Consider the following 18,289-nt stretch of genomic DNA (forward strand, 5'->3'; position numbering starts at 1 on the left):
CTCGGGTAAAAGTCAGGCCTTCTGGCTGTGCAGGTTTTTCATCGCGCGGTTCCATTCCCCGGCGAGGATATCCGGCAGCACGCCGAGGGCAAAGTCGATGCTGGCATCGAGTTTTTCCTGTTCGGCGCGTGGCGCACGACCCAGGACGAAATTTGAAACCATACTGGCAACGCCCGGGTGGCCGATGCCAAGCCGCAGACGGTAGAACGTATTCTGATTGCCCAGTTGCGCAATGATGTCGCGCAACCCGTTGTGACCGCCATGGCCGCCGCCCTGCTTGAGCTTGGCAACGCCCGGAGGCAAGTCGAGTTCGTCATGCGCCACGAGGATTTCTTCAGGCTTGATGCGGAAGAAACCGGCGAGTGCCGCCACGGCCTGGCCGCTGCGGTTCATGTAGGTGGTGGGAATCAGCAGACGAACATCCTGACCCTGATGCGAATAGCGCCCGGTCAGGCCGAAATATTTGCGATCGGCCACAAGATTCACATTCTGTGCGTGGGCGATGCGCTCAACAAAAAGGGCCCCTGCGTTATGCCGGGTCTGGTCGTATTCAGCGCCTGGATTTCCCAGGCCAACGATCAGTTTGATGGCAGTCACGATAGGGGCCCTTCCTTTGAGTGGTGAATAACATCGCCGCAATCTGTGACAGCGGCGAAAGTGGACGAAAAGTGCTCATTTACCATGGATGTAAACTCCGCGTTTTCGCCCGCTTTCTCGCTACGTTCCAGTCCGCGATGTTACTTGCTCACTCAGGCTATACAGAGTGAATTACTCTGCTGCGCCTTCTTCGGTAGGTTCTGCAGCAACACGTGGAGCGTGGACGTTGGCAACAGCCTTGTCATCGCCGTGTGCCAGAGCAACGAACTCAACACCTTTAGGAGCTTTGAGGTCCGACAGGTGAATGATGGTGCCGATTTCTGCTTTCGACAGGTCGACTTCGATGAACTCAGGCAGATCTTTTGGCAGGCAGGAAACTTCGATCTCGGCAACAACGTGCGAAACTTCGCCGCCTTTCTTGACTGGAGCTTCTTCGCCAACAAAGTGTACAGGCACGATGGCGGTCAGTTTCTGGCCGGCAACAACGCGTACGAAGTCAGCGTGCATCACGTGGCCTTTGGCCGGGTGACGCTGCAGAGCCTTGATGATGACGTTCTGCTTGGTGCCACCAACGTTCAGCTCGATGATGTGGCTGTAAGCCGCTTCGTTTTCGAGCAGTTTGGCAACTTCTTTGGCCAGCATGCTGATGGATTCAGGGGCTTTGTCGCCACCGTAAACTACAGCTGGAACCAGGCTTGCGAGACGACGCAGGCGGCGGCTCGCACCTTTCCCCAGGTCGGAACGCACTTCAGCATTCAGAGTAAAATCGTTCATTTTGTATCTCCAAAATAGCCATGACCGAGTGGCGTTTGCGACCAGCGCCGAACACGGTATGGGCAAAAAAGCCCCGCCCCGACAGGAATGCCGGGGCGGGGCGCTTTTCGTCAACGAGACATTTCGTGAAGGGCAGGGCCCTTAACGGAACATCGCGCTGATCGATTCTTCATTGCTGATGCGGCGAACCGCTTCGGCAACAACCGGTGCGATATCCAGTTGGCGGATACGTGCACAGGCTTGTGCTGCAGCGGACAGCGGGATGGTGTTAGTGACCACCAGCTCGTCCAGCACGGAATTTTCGATATTCTCGATGGCCCGGCCCGACAGCACAGGGTGTGTGCAGTAGGCAAAGACCTTGGCTGCGCCATGCTCTTTCAGGGCCTTCGCCGCGTGGCACAGGGTGCCGGCGGTATCGACCATGTCATCGACGAGAATACAGGTACGCCCTTCGACATCACCGATGATATGCATCACTTCAGAGTGATTGGCTTTCTCACGGCGTTTGTCGATGATCCCGAGATCGACGCCCAGCGACTTGGCAACAGCCCGTGCACGCACGACGCCGCCAATGTCCGGGGACACAATCATCAGGTTTTCGAAGCGCTGATCTTCAATGTCATCCACCAGAACCGGGGAGCCGTAGATGTTATCTACCGGAATATCGAAGAAGCCCTGAATCTGGTCAGCATGCAGATCAACCGTGAGAACACGGTCGATGCCGACTACGGTAAGCATGTCAGCGACGACTTTCGCGCTGATAGCCACACGTGCGGAACGCGGACGGCGATCCTGACGGGCATAACCAAAATAAGGAATAACAGCAGTGATACGAGTAGCCGAGGAGCGGCGGAAGGCATCAGCCATCACTACCAGTTCCATCAGGTTATCGTTGGTCGGAGCGCAGGTCGGCTGAATAATGAAGACGTCTTTACCGCGAACGTTTTCATTGATCTCGGCTGTGATTTCGCCGTCGGAAAACTTGCCGACAGAGATGTCACCGAGAGGGATATGCAGCTGACGTACGACACGCCGAGCCAGATCGGGGTTGGCATTCCCCGTAAAGACCATCATCTTGGACACGCGCAGTACCTAGAGGCTGAGGGTAACCTGGATGAGTAGAGAAAATGGCAGGGGCGGCTGGATTCGAACCAACGCATGGCAGGATCAAAACCTGCTGCCTTACCGCTTGGCGACGCCCCTGTATCTGTTGCTTTCAAGTGCCGGGCACTTGATTCCTTTAGAGCAGACTTTGCAGCTTGCGATGCAACATCGAAACGTTGCTTCCTTTCGCTACAAACCCTGTAAGGGTCTCTGTCAGAAGGGCCGAGACTTTATCAGCTTCAGCTTTGCTTGGGAAGCCCCCAAACACACAACTTCCAGTTCCGGTGAGCTTTGCTTCGGTAAATTTACCTAACAAATCCAATGCGTTACGTACCTCTGGATAACGCCTTGCTACCACCGGCAAGCAGTCATTTCGACTGTTTCCCTCGGGAACGGGGCGCACTTTAATGGGCGGTGTGTTACGTGTCAACAAAGGATCGGAAAAAATTTCTGCCGTACTAACAGCAACTTGCGGCACGAGCACCAGATACCAAGGTTCCTCGGGTTCGACCGGGGTCAGTTTTTCGCCGACGCCCTCGGCAAACGCCGCGTGGCCACGGACGAAAACCGGTACATCGGCACCCAGTGACAAGCCCAGTGCCGCCAGACGATCTTCATCCCAGCCCAGTTGCCACAAATGGTTGAGGCCGAGCAAGGTCGTCGCCGCGTTTGAGCTGCCGCCGCCGATGCCGCCGCCCATGGGCAGCACTTTGTCGATCCAGATGTCGATGCCGAGTGAGCTACCGGACTGTTGCTGCAACATCTTCGCCGCGCGCACGATCAGGTTGCTGTCATGGGGCACGCCGGCGAACTCCGTGTGCAGTTGGATCACGCCGTCATCGCGCACGGCGAAGGTGATTTCATCGCCGTAATCGAGGAACTGAAACAGCGTCTGCAATTCGTGATAGCCGTCTTCACGGCGACCGAGAATGTGCAGCATCAAGTTGAGTTTTGCTGGCGAGGGCAGGGTGAGGCGTGCAGCGGTCATGCGTTATTGCCCCAACTTGCGCGGTTGCCAGGTTTTGATCACCAGCGTCACGTCGAAGTCGGTGCCGTGCAGCTTGATGCGCTCGGGCAGCCAATAACCATTCTGTTCGGTGTAGGCGGTGTATTCGACTTTCCAGCCGTCCTGCTCAAGGCTGGCCAGACGGCTGTCGGCGTCCAGGTTCAGGCGGCTTTTGCTTTCCGGAGCCGGCAGGCCACGAACCCACCAGGCCAGATTCGATACCGGCAATTTCCAGCCCAGCTGCTCTTCGAGCAAGGATTCAGGCGATTGCGATTCGTAGCGGCCCTGATTGGCAACTTCCAGCGACACCTTGCCCGGACGCCCGGTCAGGCGTGCCGCGCCACGACCCAGCGGGCCGGACAGGCGAATGTCGTAATAGTCCTGCCGCTGCAGCCAGAACAACGTGCCGCTGCCGGAATCCTTCGGTGCGCGGATGCCGATCTTGCCGTCGATCTGCCAACCATCGAGGCCGGTCAGTTGCTGTTTGTTTGCCGCCCACTGGGCCGGGCTGCCGTGGCCTTCAACTGATTCGCGAGTACCGAAACCCGAGCAGCCGGCGAGCAGGGCGATGAAGCTGAAAACGATAACGTGGCGCAAAAACATGGGTTAAAGAGTCTCGGATCCGGTCAGGCGCTTGATGGTGCTGCGCAGAATGGTGCTGTCGGGCTGATCCTTGAGGAACTTGCCCCACACTTGTTTGGCTTCGCGTTGATTGCCCTTGGCCCACAGGACTTCGCCCAGGTGTGCGGCGACTTCGTGGTCAGGGAAGCGCTCGAGCGCCTGACGCAGATATTTCTCCGCGTCATCCAGATTGCCCAGGCGGTAGTTCACCCAGCCGAGGCTGTCGAGAACCGCCGGGTCTTCCGGATTGATCTGGTGCGCCTGCTCGATCAGCGTCTTCGCTTCAGCGTAACGGGTGGTGCGGTCGGACAAGGTGTAGCCCAGCGCATTCAGCGCCATGGCGTTGTCCGGGTCGCGCTTGATGATCAGACGCAGGTCTTTCTCCATTTGCGCCAGGTCATTGCGTTTTTCCGCGAGCATGGCGCGGGTGTAAAGCAGATTGAGATCGTCCGGGTATTTCTGCAGCGCTTGTTGCAGAACCTTCCAGGCCTTGTCGTCCTGTTTGTTGGCCGACAGGCTTTCCGATTCGATCAGATACAACTGGATCGCGTAATCCGGTTGCTCGTCACGCTCGGCGGCCAGCTTGCTCTGCGCTTCGGCGGTCTTGCCGTTGCTCATCAGGATATCGGCCTGACGCAACTGTGCCGGCAGATAGTCATTGCCCGGGCCAACCTGGGCGTATTCGATGAGCGCGCCTTGTGGATCGTTGCGCTCTTCGGCAATCCGGCCGAGGTTCAGATGCGCCGAATCGACATGGCTTTCGCGAGCGATCAGGTCTTCCAGATAACCCTTGGCTTCATCCCACGCCTTGGCTTCCAGGCACACCAACGCCAGCGAGTAACGCAGTTCGTCGTCTTCCGGGTATTGCTGAACGAGGGTGGAGAATTCGACCTTGGCATCGTCCATGCGGTCCTGTTCGACCAGCATGCGCGCATAGGTCAAGCGCAGGCGTTTGTCTTCCGGATACTTCCTGATGCTTTTTTGCAGCAGCGGCAGTGCTTCGTCGCCACGGTTGAGCAGCTGAAGCAGGCGTGCGCGCAGCAAAATCGGTGCGATCTCGCCGTCTTCCGGGGGATTGTCTTCGAGCAGAGTCAGCGCACCCTGATTGTCGCCGTCCTGCTGCAACAGCAGGGCCTTGCCGAAAATCAGCTGATTGTTGTTCGGATGACGCTGCAGCAAACGGTCGAAACTTTTCATCAGACCGTTGCGGGTTTCCTGATCGGTGTCGGCGGCCGACAGCGCGAGGAAATCGAAATGAGTGTCGCCCTTGCCCTGCAGGACCTTTTCCATGTAGACCATGGAGTCGTCGTAGCGCCCGGCGCGGGCCAGCTGCACGGCAGCGGCGCGTTGCGCTTCGAGATCGTCCGGGGCATTGCGCGCCCAGATCAGCGCGGTGTCGAGGGCCGGTTGATCGGCGCCCAGATATTCGGCGATGCGGAAAGCCCGCTCGGAGACGCCCGGATCCTGGGTGTTGATGGCCTGGGTCACGTAATTGTCCAGGGCAATGTCGAAACGATTGCGCTGGCCGGCGAGTTCGGCGCTCAGCAGGCTGAACACGGTTTCCTCGCTGAACGAGCCGTAAACCTTGGGCTTTTCAGGTGCGGGCGTGGTGTCTTCGACCGGTGGGGTGCCGTCCGGCGCAACGGGCGCCATGGCCTGGCAGCCGCTGAGGAAGACAAAAGCGAGGAGCAACGCGGAAGATCTATTCATATAGGAAGAGGACGACTAACCTGCGGTCGGATCATCATGACACAAGCCTTCGGCCAAACATAACCGAGACTCAATTGTGGCCATTATAGGGGCTGACGATTGGGACAATAGTCAGCGGTAGTTGTTCTGAATCTTTCGAAGTAGGACAATTGCCGGCTTCACGTCACCACCAGCGACCTTGAATGGCCTTCCTTGCACTCGGTATTAACCACAAGACTGCTTCAGTAGACGTCCGCGAGCGCGTGGCCTTTACCCCTGAGCAGCTGGTGGAGGCCTTGCAGCAGCTCTGCCGACTGACTGACAGCCGCGAAGCCGCGATCCTCTCCACCTGCAATCGCAGTGAGCTTTATATAGAACAGGATCAGCTCTCGGCCGATGTCGTGCTGCGCTGGCTGGCCGATTATCACCATCTGAGCCTGGACGAGCTGCGCGCCAGTGCCTATGTGCACGAAGACGATGCGGCCGTTCGTCACATGATGCGTGTGGCCTCCGGGCTCGACTCGCTGGTGCTGGGCGAGCCGCAGATTCTCGGCCAGATGAAATCAGCCTACGCCGTGGCCCGCGAGGCCGGCACCATCGGCCCGCTGCTGGGGCGGCTGTTTCAGGCGACTTTCAATGCCGCCAAGCAGGTGCGCACCGATACTGCGATTGGCGAGAACCCGGTGTCGGTGGCGTTCGCTGCGGTGAGCCTGGCCAAGCAGATATTCAGCGACCTGCAACGCAGCCAGGCGCTGCTGATCGGTGCTGGCGAGACCATCACTCTGGTCGCGCGCCATTTGCACGAGTTGGGAGTCAAGCGCATCGTCGTCGCCAACCGTACGCTGGAGCGCGCCAGCCAGTTGGCCGAGCAGTTCGGGGCCCATGCCGTGCTGCTCTCGGACATTCCGGCGGAGCTGGTGCGCAGCGATATCGTCATCAGTTCGACCGCCAGCCAGTTGCCGATCCTCGGCAAGGGCGCGGTGGAAAGTGCGCTGAAGCTGCGCAAGCACAAGCCGATCTTCATGGTCGACATCGCTGTACCGCGGGATATCGAACCGGAAGTCGGCGAACTCGACGACGTTTACCTGTATAGCGTCGACGATCTACACGAAGTGGTCGCCGAGAACCTCAAGAGCCGCCAGGGCGCTGCGCAAGCGGCGGAAGAAATGGTCTCGGTCGGCGCCGACGATTTCATGGTGCGCCTGCGCGAACTGGCGGCGGTGGATGTGCTCAAGGCCTATCGTCAACAGAGCGAACGTTTGCGTGACGAGGAATTGCAGAAGGCCCTGCGGCTGCTGGCCAACGGCGGCAACGCCGAAGACGTGCTCGGGCAATTGGCCCGGGGCCTGACCAACAAACTCTTGCATGCGCCCAGCGTGCAGTTGAAAAAGCTGTCTGCCGAAGGCCGCCTCGATGCGCTGGCCATGGCCCAGGAACTCTTTGCCCTTGAGGGCTCACCGGATAGTTTTTCGGATAAAAAACCGCAATGAAAGCGTCACTGCTCAACAAGCTGGACATTCTCCAGGACCGTTTCGAGGAACTGACCGCGCTGCTCGGCGACGGCGAGGTCATTGCCGATCAGGCCAAATTCCGCGCTTATTCCAAGGAATACGCCGAGCTCGAGCCGGTAGTGGCCGCCTATAAAAAACTGCTCGGCGTACAAAGCGATCTTGAAGGCGCGCAGGCGCTGCTCAAGGACAACGACCCGGACATGCGCGAAATGGCCGTGGAAGAAGTCCGCGAAGCCAAGGAGTTGCTGAGTACTCTGGAATCCGACCTGCAGCGCATGCTGCTGCCCAAGGATCCGAACGACGGGCGCAACGTCTTCCTCGAAATCCGCGCCGGCACCGGTGGCGACGAGGCGGCGATCTTCTCCGGCGATCTGTTTCGCATGTACTCGCGTTACGCCGAGCGGCGTGGCTGGCGCGTCGAAATCCTCTCGGAAAACGAAGGCGAACACGGTGGCTATAAAGAAGTCATCGCCCGCATCGAAGGCGACAACGTTTACGGCAAGCTGAAATTCGAGTCCGGTGCACACCGCGTCCAGCGTGTACCCGCCACCGAATCCCAAGGCCGGATCCACACGTCGGCCTGCACCGTGGCGGTGTTGCCCGAGCCGGACGAGCGCGAAGCCATCGAGATCAACCCGGCGGATTTGCGTGTCGACACTTACCGTTCCTCCGGGGCCGGTGGTCAGCACGTCAACACCACCGACTCGGCGATCCGCATCACCCACATACCGACCGGCACCGTCGTCGAGTGTCAGGAAGAGCGTTCCCAGCACAAGAACCGCGCCCGGGCGATGGCGTGGCTGTCGGCCAAGCTCAACGATCAGCAGAACGCAGCGGCGGCCAACGCGATTGCCAGTGAGCGTAAATTGCTGGTCGGTTCCGGCGATCGCTCCGAGCGCATCCGCACCTACAACTACGCTCAGGGCCGGGTCACCGACCATCGCGTCAACCTGACGCTGTATTCGCTTGACGAAATTCTTGCCGGTGGCGTCGACGCCGTGATCGAGCCTTTGCTGGCCGAGTACCAGGCTGACCAACTCGCAGCGATAGGTGAATAAATGACCATCATCGCCAGCCTGCTGCGCGCCGCCGAACTGCCGGATTCGCCGACAGCGCGTCTGGACGCCGAATTGCTTCTCGCTGCGGCGCTGGGCAAATCGCGCAGTTTTTTGCACACCTGGCCCGAGCGCATCGTCCCGAGCGAAGCCGCGCTGACCTTTGCCGAGTATTTGCAACGGCGACGTAGCGGTGAACCGGTGGCTTATATTCTCGGCCAGCAGGGCTTCTGGAAACTCGATCTGGAAGTCGCGCCACACACGCTGATCCCGCGGCCCGACACCGAATTGCTGGTGGAAGCAGCGCTGGAACTGCTGCCGGCCACCCCGGCCAGGGTTCTCGATCTGGGGACCGGCAGCGGCGCGATTGCTCTGGCCCTGGCCAGCGAACGCCCGGCGTGGAAAGTCACCGCCGTGGATCGTGTCCTCGAAGCCGTGGCCCTGGCCGAACGCAATCGCCAGCGTCTGCACCTGAACAACGCCGTTGTGCTGAGCAGCCATTGGTTCAGCGCTCTTGAAGGCCAGCGCTTCCATCTGATCATCAGCAACCCGCCGTACATTGCCGCCGCCGATCCGCATCTGGTCGAGGGCGATGTGCGTTTCGAGCCGGCCAGTGCTTTGGTTGCCGGTGAAGACGGCCTCGATGATCTGCGTCTGATTGTTACGCAAGCTCCGGGTCATCTGGAGGCTGGTGGCTGGCTGATGCTCGAACATGGCTATGATCAGGCCGAAGCCGTGCGTGATCTGCTGCTCACCCATGGCTTTGAAGAGGTCCACAGCCGCACCGATCTGGGCGGCCATCAACGCATCAGTCTGGGGCGCCTGCCGTGCTGAATGATCAGGAATTGCTGCGCTACAGCCGGCAGATTCTGCTGCAACACATCGACATCGACGGGCAGCTGAAGCTCAAGGCCAGCCGTGTGCTGATCGTCGGCCTCGGCGGGCTCGGCGCGCCGGTGGCGTTGTATCTGGCGGCGGCGGGTGTCGGCGAATTGCATCTGGCGGATTTCGACACGGTCGATCTGACCAACCTGCAACGGCAGATCATTCACGACACCGACAGTGTCGGCATGTCCAAGGTCGACTCGGCGCTCAAGCGCCTGGGCGCGATCAATCCCGAGATTCAACTGGTCGCCCATCGCCAGGCGCTGGACGAGGGTTCCCTCGCCGCAGCGGTGGCGGCGGTGGATCTGGTGCTCGATTGTTCGGACAACTTTTCCACGCGCGAGGCGGTAAACGCCGCTTGTGTTGCCGCGTGCAAGCCACTGGTCAGTGGCGCGGCGATTCGTCTGGAAGGGCAGTTGTCGGTGTTCGATCCACGGCGTGCCGAAAGCCCTTGCTACCACTGCCTGTACGGACACGGCAGCGAAGCCGAACTGACCTGCAGCGAGGCTGGCGTGGTCGGGCCGCTGGTCGGGCTGGTCGGCAGCCTGCAGGCACTGGAGGCTCTGAAAGTGCTGGTCGGCTTTGGCGAACCGCTGGTGGGGCGTCTATTGCTGATCGATGCCTTGAGTTCGCGCTTCCGTGAGTTGCGGGTCAAGCGCGATCCGGGCTGCAGCGTGTGTGGCGCGCGCCATGCGTGAAGCGCCGATTGGCGTGTTCGATTCCGGGGTCGGCGGCTTGTCGGTTCTCGCTGAAATTCAGCATTTGTTGCCCCACGAATCGCTGCTCTACGTCGCCGATTGCGGGCACATTCCTTACGGCGAGAAAACCCCGGAATTCATCCGCCAGCGTTGCAGCGTGATGGCCGGGTTTTTTCGTGAGCAGGGTGCCAAGGCTTTGGTGCTGGCGTGTAATACCGCGACCGTGGCTGGTGTGGCCGATCTGCGTCGCGACTATCCCGACTGGCCGATTGTCGGCATGGAACCGGCGGTCAAACCGGCCGCAGCAGCCACCCGAAGTGGCGTTGTCGGCGTGCTTGCAACGACGGGCACGTTGCAGAGCGCAAAGTTTGCCGCGTTGCTGGATCGTTTTGCCGCAGACGTAAAAGTCATTACCCAGCCCTGCCCGGGACTGGTCGAGCTGATTGAAAGTGGCGACCTGCACAGCCCCGAGCTGCGGACTTTATTGCAGGGTTACGTCACGCCTATACTGGCTCACGGCTGCGATACGATCATCCTGGGTTGCACACATTATCCTTTCCTCAAGCCGCTTCTAAGATCGATGATCGCCGATGATGTCAGCCTGATCGATACCGGAGCCGCCGTGGCCCGGCAGCTGCATCGGCTGCTCGCCGAACGTGATCTGCTGGCGCAAGGTATGAACCTGCCCGTGAAGTTCTGGACCAGCGGCGATCCGCAATCGCTCAGAAAAATCCTACCCTTGCTGGGCCAGATTCCGTCGAATGTGCAAAACTTCGACTTGTAAAAAAAATGTGAAATAACTCGAAATAAGCTGAACTTCTGACCAAGCGCAGATTTCTATAGCGACAGCAGCACTAAAAACCAAACGATCGTTCCGGAAAAGGAAGTTTCAAAGTGAAGCGACTATTCTGCTTGGCCGCGATTGCGGCCGCACTAATGGGGCAAAGCATTTCTGCACAAGCCGCTGGCGTTGAATTCGCTGTCGGCGGTACCAGCGATTCGACTATGACGTATCGCTTGGGCATGAATTTCGACTGGGACAAGAGCTGGCTGCAGAGTGACGTGGGTCGCCTGACCGGCTACTGGAGCGGTGCCTACACGTATTGGGAAGGTGACAAGACTTCCAGCAACAACAGCGTGTCGTTCTCGCCTGTATTTGTTTACGAGTTTGCCGGCCAGTCGGTCAAACCGTACATTGAAGCGGGTATCGGCGCGGCGTTTTTCTCCAACACCGAATACGAAAGCAACAAGCTGGGCGGCTCCTTCCAGTTCGAAGACCGCATCGGTTTCGGCCTGCGCTTCAACGGCGGCCACGAAGTCGGCATCCGCGCCACGCACTATTCCAACGCCGGCCTGTCCAGCGACAACGACGGTGTAGAAAGCTACGCGCTGCATTACACAATGCCGCTGTAATCAGTCGCTACGCGCAATCCCATTGTGGGAGCGGGCTTGCTCGCGAATGCGGTGTATCAGTTAGCACATAAGGCGCTGACCCACCGCATTCGCGAGCAAGCCCGCTCCCACAGTTGTTTTTTGTGGTGTTCGAAAATCAGCGGTAGACGGTAGATATGCCCCGGCGCTCCTCGATGCACTCCGGCGCGCCCATTTCGAACTCGCGGCAGATCAGCGGGCGACGTTCATAAATCGTGCACATCATGCTGTCGCGATCCAGCGCGGCGCACCAGCCGTCGTCCAGACGCAGCATCACTTCGCCGCCCCATTCATCGGTATCGATAAAGCGATCAGGCACGCCGGTGTCGGTGATCAGCATGACTTCGAGTTGGCAGCAGCACGCCGCGCAGGTCGAACAGGTGACTGCCGGTTCGGCAATTTGGGTGTGGGGGATGGTTTTCATGGCCGCAGTGTAAGGCAGTGATCGCTGTGGGTGTGAGAGCGCTGACGGACGCTCATGGCGCCAGACGTCGCGCCATCAAGTGCAACAGCGGAAACAGCCCCGCCCAGAGCACGCCGATCACGATCAGCGTCTGCATTTCGCCGTAGGGAAATTGCACGCCGGCCAGTTGCCCGCCGCCGTAGTACGACAACGCGCCGCCCACCGCGCCAAGTCCGCTGGCCAGCCACCACGGCCGTGCGCTCCAGGCCAGGCAGTGGCGCAATGTAGTGGCGAGCAGCGCCCAGAGCAGCATCAGCCACAACGGAATCAACGGCGCCGCCTCTTCAAAGCGGAACACGCCGAGGTAACGCAAAACGCTGTCGACCGTCGTGCCGACAATCACCAGGCACAGAATCAAACGACCTTCCGCCGCCCAACTGCTGATCCAGCGCAGATGAATCACCAGCGCGGCCAGTGCCAGCGTTAGCCAAAAGCTGTTGCCGCCGAGCACGCAAGCCAGCCAGCCGAGCTGAAACAGCACGGCATTGGCGATTCGCTCACGCATCGAAGCGACCGAGTAGCGGCGCGGTCATCGCCGCCGGTTTGGCCAGCAGCAATTGCGCGGTGCCGATGGTGCGCTCGAGGAATCCGCCTTCGCAGTAACACAGATAAAATTCCCACAGCCGCAGGAAATAATCGTCGTAGCCCAGTTCACTCAAGCGACCGTGGGCGAGGCGAAAGTTCTCGTGCCACAGGCGCAGTGTCTTGGCGTAGTGCAGGCCGAAATCTTCCATGTGCAACAGGTTCATGTCGGTCTCGCGGCTGACCACATCGAGCATCTTGTGCACCGAGGGCAGCGCGCCTCCGGGGAAAATGTAGCGCTGGATAAAGTCGACGCTGCGCTTGGCCTGTTCGTAGCGTTGCTCGCGAATGGTGATCGCCTGGAGCAGCATCAGGCCATTGCTCTTGAGCAACTGCGCGCATTGCTTGAAATAGGTCGGCAGGAACCGATGGCCGACCGCTTCGATCATCTCGATCGACACCAGTTTGTCGTACTCGCCGCTGAGGTCGCGATAGTCCTTGAGCAGCAGGGTGACGCGATCCTGCAGGCCGAGTTGTTCGATGCGCTTGGCGGTGAACGCGAACTGCTCTTTCGACAGGGTCGTGGTGGTCACGCGGCAGCCGTAATGCTGCGCCGCGTAGAGCGCCATGCTGCCCCAACCGGTGCCGATTTCCAGCAGGTGATCGCTGGGCTTGAGCGCGAGTTTCTGACAGATGCGCTCGAGTTTGTTCAGTTGCGCCTGTTCCAGCGTGTCGCTTGTAGAGAGGAACTGGGCGGCGGAATACATCATGGTCGGGTCGAGAAACTGTTCGAACAGTTCATTGCCGAGGTCGTAATGCGCCGAAATATTTTTCTGCGAGCCCTTGCGCGTGTTGCGGTTGAGCCAGTGCAGGCCTTGCACGAACGGCCGGCCGAGACGCGCCAGGCCGCCCTCCATGGCATCGAGCACATCCAGATTGCTGACGAACACGCGCACCACAGCCGTCAGGTCCGGCGAACTCCAATAGCCGTGGATGAATGCTTCGCCCGCGCCGATCGAGCCGTTGCTGGCGACCATGCCCCACAGCGCCGGATCAAGCACATGGACTTCGCCGAGCAGGGCGCTGCCCGGGGTGCCGAAGAGCATGTGTTCGCCATTCTCGACGACCATCAATTGTCCGTGTTTGAGCTTGGCCAATTGGCGTAACACGCCACGGCGCAGCAGCGAGCCGGTCAAACCGTTGGTGCTCAAGCGACTGAGCGGCAGGCTAGAGGATTTCATGGTGCGGCTCCTTCGGAGGCACAGTGGCGGTTTGAAAGCTGCCGTCGGCAGCCTGATGAGCGAAAATCGGCGCGCGCTTGCACAGCAGTCGCAGCGCTTGCCAGTAGATCGCCAAAGCGGTTTTTGCAGTCATCCACGGGAAGCGCCGCAGATAGCGGTGCAGGCTGCGACGATCGAGGGATTCGCGGCGCAGATTGAGCGTGGCGTCGAACAGTTTGGCGCTGCCTTGCCAGTCGGCCATGTGCACGCCAAGGGTCTGCGCGGCCGGGCTGAAGCTCATGCGGTATTCGAGGTCGCGGGGCAGAAACGGCGAGACGTGAAATGCCTTGGCCACGGCGAAATGCTGATGAAAGTCCTGCAGACTGGTCGGCGCCTGCGCCGGCAGCACATAGTGATAACGCTCGCGCCACGGCGTATTGGTCACTTCACAAACGATCGCCGCCAGTTGCCCGTCGGCTTCGTGGCAATAGAAGAAGCTCACCGGATTGAACGACAGCCCCCAACTGCGCGGCTGAGTCAGCAGGTACACCGCGCCTTGTGGCTCATGACCAATGGCCGCGCCGACCTGTTGGCGCACGGCGTCGATCAGGCGCATGCCCTGGCCGGTGAAGGCTTTCAGGTAATCGGTTTCGCGAAACGAGAACGGCGCAAAACGGCTGCGCCCTGCTAATGGCGACAGGGCCAGCACGGCGTCCTGTTCGCTCAGATCGAGATAGAGCAGGCCAATGCGATAGCGGAATTCATGGCGGCGCGGCGCAAAACGTCGATGGCCGATGAGGCCGCTGTAGAGGGCGCTGTTCACAGGGTTTCACCGAATGCAGCGGCGACGCGTAAACCGCTGACCACGCCATCCTCATGAAAACCGTTGGCCCAGTAGGCGCCGCAATAATGGGTGTGCTGCTCACCGTCGAGTTCGCCCCAACGGTTTTGCGCTGCTGCGGCGTCCAGGGTGTATTGCGGGTGAGCGTAGGTATAGCGGGCCAGCACTTTGTCCGGGCTGATGCCGGCGGTCTGGTTGAGGCTGACGCAGAACGTCGTTTCGCTTTCGATGCCTTGCAGGATATTCATGTTGTAGGTGACTGCCGCGCGGGTATGGCCGGCGCCGCCGAGGCGATAGTTCCAACTGGCCCAGGCGAGTTTGCGCGTTGGCAGCAGGCGCGTGTCGGTGTGCAGCACCACGTCGTTGTCGGCGTAGAGCAGGGCGCCGAGGATCGAACGCTCGGCGTCGCTCGGGTTGGCCAGTAACTTCAGAGCCTGATCGCTGTGACAGGCGAACACGACCTTGTCGAAATGTTCGAGGCCGGCCGGGCTGTGGATAATCACGCCGTGCTGGTTGCGCTCGACGCTTTTGACCGGGCAGTTCAGGCGAATCCTCTCGCTGAATGACGCGGTCAGCGGCGCGACGTAGGCACTTGAACCGCCATCAATAACCTGCCACTGCGGCCGATCACTGACCGACAGCAGGCCATGATTCTTGAAAAAGCGCAGGAAAAACTGCAGCGGGAAATTGAGCATTTCGGCCATCGGCATCGACCAGATCGCCGCGCCCATCGGCACGATGTAATGCAGGATAAAGCGCTCGCCGTAGCCGCCAGCCTTGAGGTAATCGTCGAGGGTGGTGTCGGCGGCGATGCGCAGTTCCAGCAGGTCGCGCTGGGCTTCTTTGTTGAAGCGCAGAATGTCGCGCAGCATGCCCCAGAACCCCGGCGACAACAGATTGCTGCGCTGGGCGAACAGGCTGTTGAGGTTATTGCCGTTGTACTCGACGCCGGTGTCCGGGTCGGTTACCGAAAAGCTCATTTCGGTCGGCTTGAACGCCACGCCGAGCTGGTTGAGCAAGCGAATGAAGTTCGGGTACGTCCAGTCGTTGAACACGATGAAACCGGTGTCGATGGCGAACGATTGCCCGGCCACGGTGACCGGCACGGTGTGGGTATGCCCGCCGATCCAGTCACTCGCCTCGAAGACGGTGATGTCGTGGCGGCGGTTCAGCAGGTAGGCGCAGGTCAGGCCGGCGATACCGCTGCCAATCACGGCGATTTTCATATCGGGTCCTGCTGCGGAGGGTCTTTGCGCACCATGCGTTTGCCGATCGCCAGTTGCGCGCGGGCCGGCAGTTTCGACAGCGGCCACAGCGCGGCCATGAACAGCGCCGGGAAAGCGATTTCCAGCGGACGATCCTTGAGTTTGGCGTAGATGTGCCGCGCGGCTTTATCCACAGGCCAGCTCAGCGGCATCGGGAAATCGTTCTTCTCGGTCAGCGGCGTTTCGACAAAACCCGGGCTGATGATCGTCACTTCAATGCCTTCGTCCGCCAGATCGATACGCAGCGATTCGAACAGGTAACGCAGCCCGGCCTTCGATGCGCCATAGGCTTCGGCCCGTGGCAGCGGCAGGTAAGTCACCGAGCTGGCCATGCCGACCAGATGCGGCGCGGTGCCCTTGCGCAACAGCGGCAGAGCGGCTTCGATGCAGTAGCTGCTGGCGAACAGATTGGTGCGCACCACGTGCTCGATGATCGACGCATCGAACTGACGCGCGTCGACATATTCACAGGTGCCGGCGTTGAGAATCACACTGTCCAGCGAGCCCCAGGCCTCGGTGATCTGCTCACCGATTTCACGCACGGTCTGACTGTTGGTCAGGTCGCCGGGCACTACCAGCACCTGTCCCGGATAACGCTGGGACAAGACTTTCAGCGGCGCGGCCGAGCGCGAGCTGACCGCCAGATGCGCGCCGCTTTTCAGAATGTGTTCACACAATGCTGCACCGATGCCGCTGCTGGCGCCGGTCAACCAATATCGGCGTGGAGGTGTACGACTCATCCCATTCTCCTTTTCAGCCAGGCAATCACCGGGCCCAATATTGGCAGGTGTTCATACAGTAGCGCCCCGGCATCGAAATAATCCCGATGGCGATAAACCTTGTCGCGCCATAGCAGGTGCGAGCACCCGCTGACGCGGATTTCCCGACCCTTGGCCAGGCGCGGATGGCGGTAACTCATGACCCAGCGCAGGTAGCCTTCGCCTTCGCCGATCTGATCGAAACCATGAAAATCGAAACGCAGATCGCTGACGTTGGCGTACAGCTCATTGAAGTAATCGCGCAGTTGCGCCAGGCCCTGAACTTCATGCAGCGGATCGGTGAAATGAATATCGTCGCTGTACAACTCGCCGAGGCGATGGAGGTTGTCTTTGTTCAACCCGGCAAATTCGCGGGCGAAGCTGCGCAGGAATTCACTCATCGCTGCCGCCGACAGGCTGGCGCGACGGCAGGTTCTTGAACGCCGTCAGCGCTCGCTCGCGTGAGGCGCTGAGGTTGACGATCGGCGCCGGATAATCCGCCCCACCGAACAGTCCACCGGCGCTCGCCGGATTGTGTACTTCTTTCTTGTTGAGGCCGGCCAGTTCCGGTAACCAGTGCTTGATGAACACACCCTCGGCGTCGAATTTTTCCGACTGGCTCAGCGGGTTGAAAATACGGAAGTACGGCGCCGAGTCGGTGCCGGTCGATGAACTCCACTGCCAGCCGCCGTTGTTGGCCGCCAGGTCGCCATCGATCAGGTGGCGCATGAAAAAGCGTTCGCCCTCGCGCCAGTCGATCAGCAGGTTCTTGGTCAGGAACATCGCCACGACCATGCGCAAGCGATTGTGCATCCAACCGGTTTCGAGCAATTGGCGCATCGCCGCGTCGATGATCGGCAGACCGGTGCGTGCCTCTTGCCAGGCCTTGAGTTCCTCCGGCGCATCGCGCCAGGCCAGCGCTTCGGTTTCCGGGCGGAAGGCGCGATGCCGCGAGACGCGTGGATAGCCGACCAGAATGTGTTTGTAGAATTCGCGCCACAGCAACTCGTTGATCCAGGTCACCGCGCCGACCTTGCCGCTTTCGAATTCGCCCTGATTGCTTTGCAGCGCGGCGTGCAGGCATTGGCGTGGCGAGATCACCCCGGCGGCGAGGTACGCCGACAGTTGGCTGGTGCCGGGTTTGGCCGGAAAGTCGCGCTCGCTGCGGTAGTAGTCGATCTGCGCGTCGGTGAAGGTATCGAGGCGACGCCGCGCCTCTTGCTCACCCGCAGGCCACATGCTGCGCAGGGATTCGCTCGGCGTAGCGAAGCCTTTGACCGCCTCGGGAATTGCGTCACTTTCGATATCCAGCGCGGCCTGTTTGCCCGGTGCTTTGATCAATGCCGGTATCGAGCGGTGCAGGCGTTCGTAGCAGACCTTGCGGAACTGACTGAACACCTGGAAATAAGTGCCGGTCTTGGTTAGCACCGTCCCGGGTTTGAACAGCAACTGGTCCAGGTAACTGTGGAATTCGATGCCCTCGGCCTGCAACGTTTCGGCCACAGCTTCATCGCGGCGGCTTTCGTGGACGCCGTATTCCTCATTGACGTGCACCGCCTCGATCTTCAATTGCCGGCACAGCTTGAGCAATTCTGCCGGCGCCTGATCCCAGTGCGGCGCGCTGCGAATCAACAGTGGAATGTTCAGCGCGCCGAGGCTTTGCCTCAATTCGCGCAAGTTGCGCAGCCAGAAATCCACTTTGCACGGCGCATCGTCGTGTTCCAGCCACTGCTGCGGACTCAACATATACACCGCCACGGTCGGGCCGCGCGCTGCAGCGGCCGCGAGGGCAGTGTTGTCATGTTGGCGCAAGTCGCTGCGCAGCCAGATCAGTTGCATGTGATTAAAC

Annotated in this window: 20 protein-coding genes and 1 tRNA gene; 6 read left to right on the top strand and 15 right to left on the bottom strand. The window is 60.2% G+C overall.

The window, feature by feature from the left end; genetic code table 11:
* Positions 1–12 precede the first annotated feature (12 nt).
* The 7 genes from pth to CXF97_RS24870 all read right to left on the bottom strand — a co-directional run bounded on the left by pth (position 13) and on the right by CXF97_RS24870 (position 5,812).
* A complete protein-coding gene (gene pth, locus CXF97_RS24840) occupies positions 13–597 on the bottom strand; it encodes an aminoacyl-tRNA hydrolase (protein ID WP_008079560.1) in 585 nt (194 codons plus the stop codon).
* A 171-nt stretch (positions 598–768) separates the two neighbouring features.
* Positions 769–1,371: a 50S ribosomal protein L25/general stress protein Ctc gene (locus CXF97_RS24845; RefSeq protein WP_039761263.1), complete on the bottom strand. Its 603-nt coding sequence runs from the start codon at positions 1,369–1,371 to the stop codon at positions 769–771.
* A gap of 141 nt (positions 1,372–1,512) precedes the next feature.
* Complete coding sequence (locus tag CXF97_RS24850) at positions 1,513–2,454, bottom strand: ribose-phosphate pyrophosphokinase (protein WP_003171603.1); 942 nt, start codon at positions 2,452–2,454, stop codon at positions 1,513–1,515.
* A gap of 45 nt (positions 2,455–2,499) precedes the next feature.
* Positions 2,500–2,574, bottom strand: a tRNA-Gln gene (locus tag CXF97_RS24855).
* A 37-nt stretch (positions 2,575–2,611) separates the two neighbouring features.
* On the bottom strand, positions 2,612–3,463 hold the full coding sequence (gene ispE, locus CXF97_RS24860) for a 4-(cytidine 5'-diphospho)-2-C-methyl-D-erythritol kinase (RefSeq protein WP_101161888.1): 852 nt from the start codon (positions 3,461–3,463) through the stop codon (positions 2,612–2,614).
* Positions 3,464–3,466: 3 nt separating this feature from the next.
* Positions 3,467–4,084, bottom strand: coding sequence for a lipoprotein insertase outer membrane protein LolB (gene lolB, locus CXF97_RS24865; RefSeq protein WP_101161890.1), 618 nt, complete (start codon positions 4,082–4,084; stop codon positions 3,467–3,469).
* 3 nt (positions 4,085–4,087) lie between these two features.
* Positions 4,088–5,812 carry a tetratricopeptide repeat protein gene (locus CXF97_RS24870; protein WP_101161892.1) on the bottom strand — a complete coding sequence of 575 codons (1,725 nt, stop codon included), beginning with the start codon at positions 5,810–5,812 and terminating at the stop codon, positions 4,088–4,090.
* A gap of 182 nt (positions 5,813–5,994) precedes the next feature.
* Here CXF97_RS24870 and hemA point away from each other — a divergent pair, with 182 nt between their 5' ends.
* The 6 genes from hemA (at position 5,995) to CXF97_RS24900 (ending at position 11,353) form a co-directional block, all read left to right on the top strand.
* On the top strand, positions 5,995–7,281 hold the full coding sequence (gene hemA / locus CXF97_RS24875; protein ID WP_016773209.1) for a glutamyl-tRNA reductase: 1,287 nt from the start codon (positions 5,995–5,997) through the stop codon (positions 7,279–7,281).
* On the top strand, positions 7,278–8,360 hold the full coding sequence (gene prfA, locus CXF97_RS24880; protein WP_101161894.1) for a peptide chain release factor 1: 1,083 nt from the start codon (positions 7,278–7,280) through the stop codon (positions 8,358–8,360). The genes hemA and prfA overlap by 4 nt, the downstream gene beginning before the upstream one ends.
* A complete protein-coding gene (gene prmC, locus CXF97_RS24885; RefSeq protein ID WP_101161896.1) occupies positions 8,361–9,191 on the top strand; it encodes a peptide chain release factor N(5)-glutamine methyltransferase in 831 nt (276 codons plus the stop codon).
* On the top strand, positions 9,185–9,940 hold the full coding sequence (locus CXF97_RS24890) for a molybdopterin-synthase adenylyltransferase MoeB (RefSeq protein ID WP_101161897.1): 756 nt from the start codon (positions 9,185–9,187) through the stop codon (positions 9,938–9,940). The genes prmC and CXF97_RS24890 overlap by 7 nt, the downstream gene beginning before the upstream one ends.
* A complete protein-coding gene (gene murI, locus CXF97_RS24895) occupies positions 9,933–10,724 on the top strand; it encodes a glutamate racemase (protein ID WP_101161899.1) in 792 nt (263 codons plus the stop codon). The genes CXF97_RS24890 and murI overlap by 8 nt, the downstream gene beginning before the upstream one ends.
* Before the next feature lie 110 nt (positions 10,725–10,834).
* Positions 10,835–11,353 (top strand): acyloxyacyl hydrolase, encoded by a 519-nt coding sequence (locus CXF97_RS24900; RefSeq protein ID WP_101161901.1) that lies wholly within the window; start codon positions 10,835–10,837, stop codon positions 11,351–11,353.
* Between the two features lie 136 nt (positions 11,354–11,489).
* Here the strand turns inward: CXF97_RS24900 and CXF97_RS24905 are convergent, their stop codons facing one another.
* The 8 genes from CXF97_RS24905 to phrB are packed head-to-tail and all read right to left on the bottom strand — an operon-like array spanning position 11,490 to position 18,279.
* A complete protein-coding gene (locus CXF97_RS24905) occupies positions 11,490–11,795 on the bottom strand; it encodes a YkgJ family cysteine cluster protein (RefSeq protein WP_101161902.1) in 306 nt (101 codons plus the stop codon).
* A 52-nt stretch (positions 11,796–11,847) separates the two neighbouring features.
* Positions 11,848–12,339 (bottom strand): DUF2878 domain-containing protein, encoded by a 492-nt coding sequence (locus CXF97_RS24910; protein WP_101161904.1) that lies wholly within the window; start codon positions 12,337–12,339, stop codon positions 11,848–11,850.
* A complete protein-coding gene (locus CXF97_RS24915; protein ID WP_101161906.1) occupies positions 12,332–13,597 on the bottom strand; it encodes a cyclopropane-fatty-acyl-phospholipid synthase family protein in 1,266 nt (421 codons plus the stop codon). Before CXF97_RS24915 ends, CXF97_RS24910 begins: the two co-directional genes overlap by 8 nt.
* Complete coding sequence (locus CXF97_RS24920; RefSeq protein WP_101161907.1) at positions 13,584–14,399, bottom strand: DUF1365 domain-containing protein; 816 nt, start codon at positions 14,397–14,399, stop codon at positions 13,584–13,586. The genes CXF97_RS24915 and CXF97_RS24920 overlap by 14 nt, the downstream gene beginning before the upstream one ends.
* A complete protein-coding gene (locus CXF97_RS24925; protein WP_101161908.1) occupies positions 14,396–15,643 on the bottom strand; it encodes an NAD(P)/FAD-dependent oxidoreductase in 1,248 nt (415 codons plus the stop codon). Before CXF97_RS24925 ends, CXF97_RS24920 begins: the two co-directional genes overlap by 4 nt.
* Positions 15,640–16,422: an SDR family oxidoreductase gene (locus CXF97_RS24930; protein WP_101161909.1), complete on the bottom strand. Its 783-nt coding sequence runs from the start codon at positions 16,420–16,422 to the stop codon at positions 15,640–15,642. Before CXF97_RS24930 ends, CXF97_RS24925 begins: the two co-directional genes overlap by 4 nt.
* Positions 16,419–16,841 (bottom strand): nuclear transport factor 2 family protein, encoded by a 423-nt coding sequence (locus CXF97_RS24935; protein WP_101161910.1) that lies wholly within the window; start codon positions 16,839–16,841, stop codon positions 16,419–16,421. Before CXF97_RS24935 ends, CXF97_RS24930 begins: the two co-directional genes overlap by 4 nt.
* The gene (gene phrB / locus CXF97_RS24940) at positions 16,834–18,279 is read right to left on the bottom strand and encodes a deoxyribodipyrimidine photo-lyase (protein WP_101161912.1); all 1,446 of its coding nucleotides are present in this window, start codon (positions 18,277–18,279) and stop codon (positions 16,834–16,836) included. Before phrB ends, CXF97_RS24935 begins: the two co-directional genes overlap by 8 nt.
* Positions 18,280–18,289: the final 10 nt, after the last annotated feature.

The organism is Pseudomonas sp. Choline-02u-1, assembly GCF_002836515.1.
Classification (GTDB): domain Bacteria; phylum Pseudomonadota; class Gammaproteobacteria; order Pseudomonadales; family Pseudomonadaceae; genus Aquipseudomonas.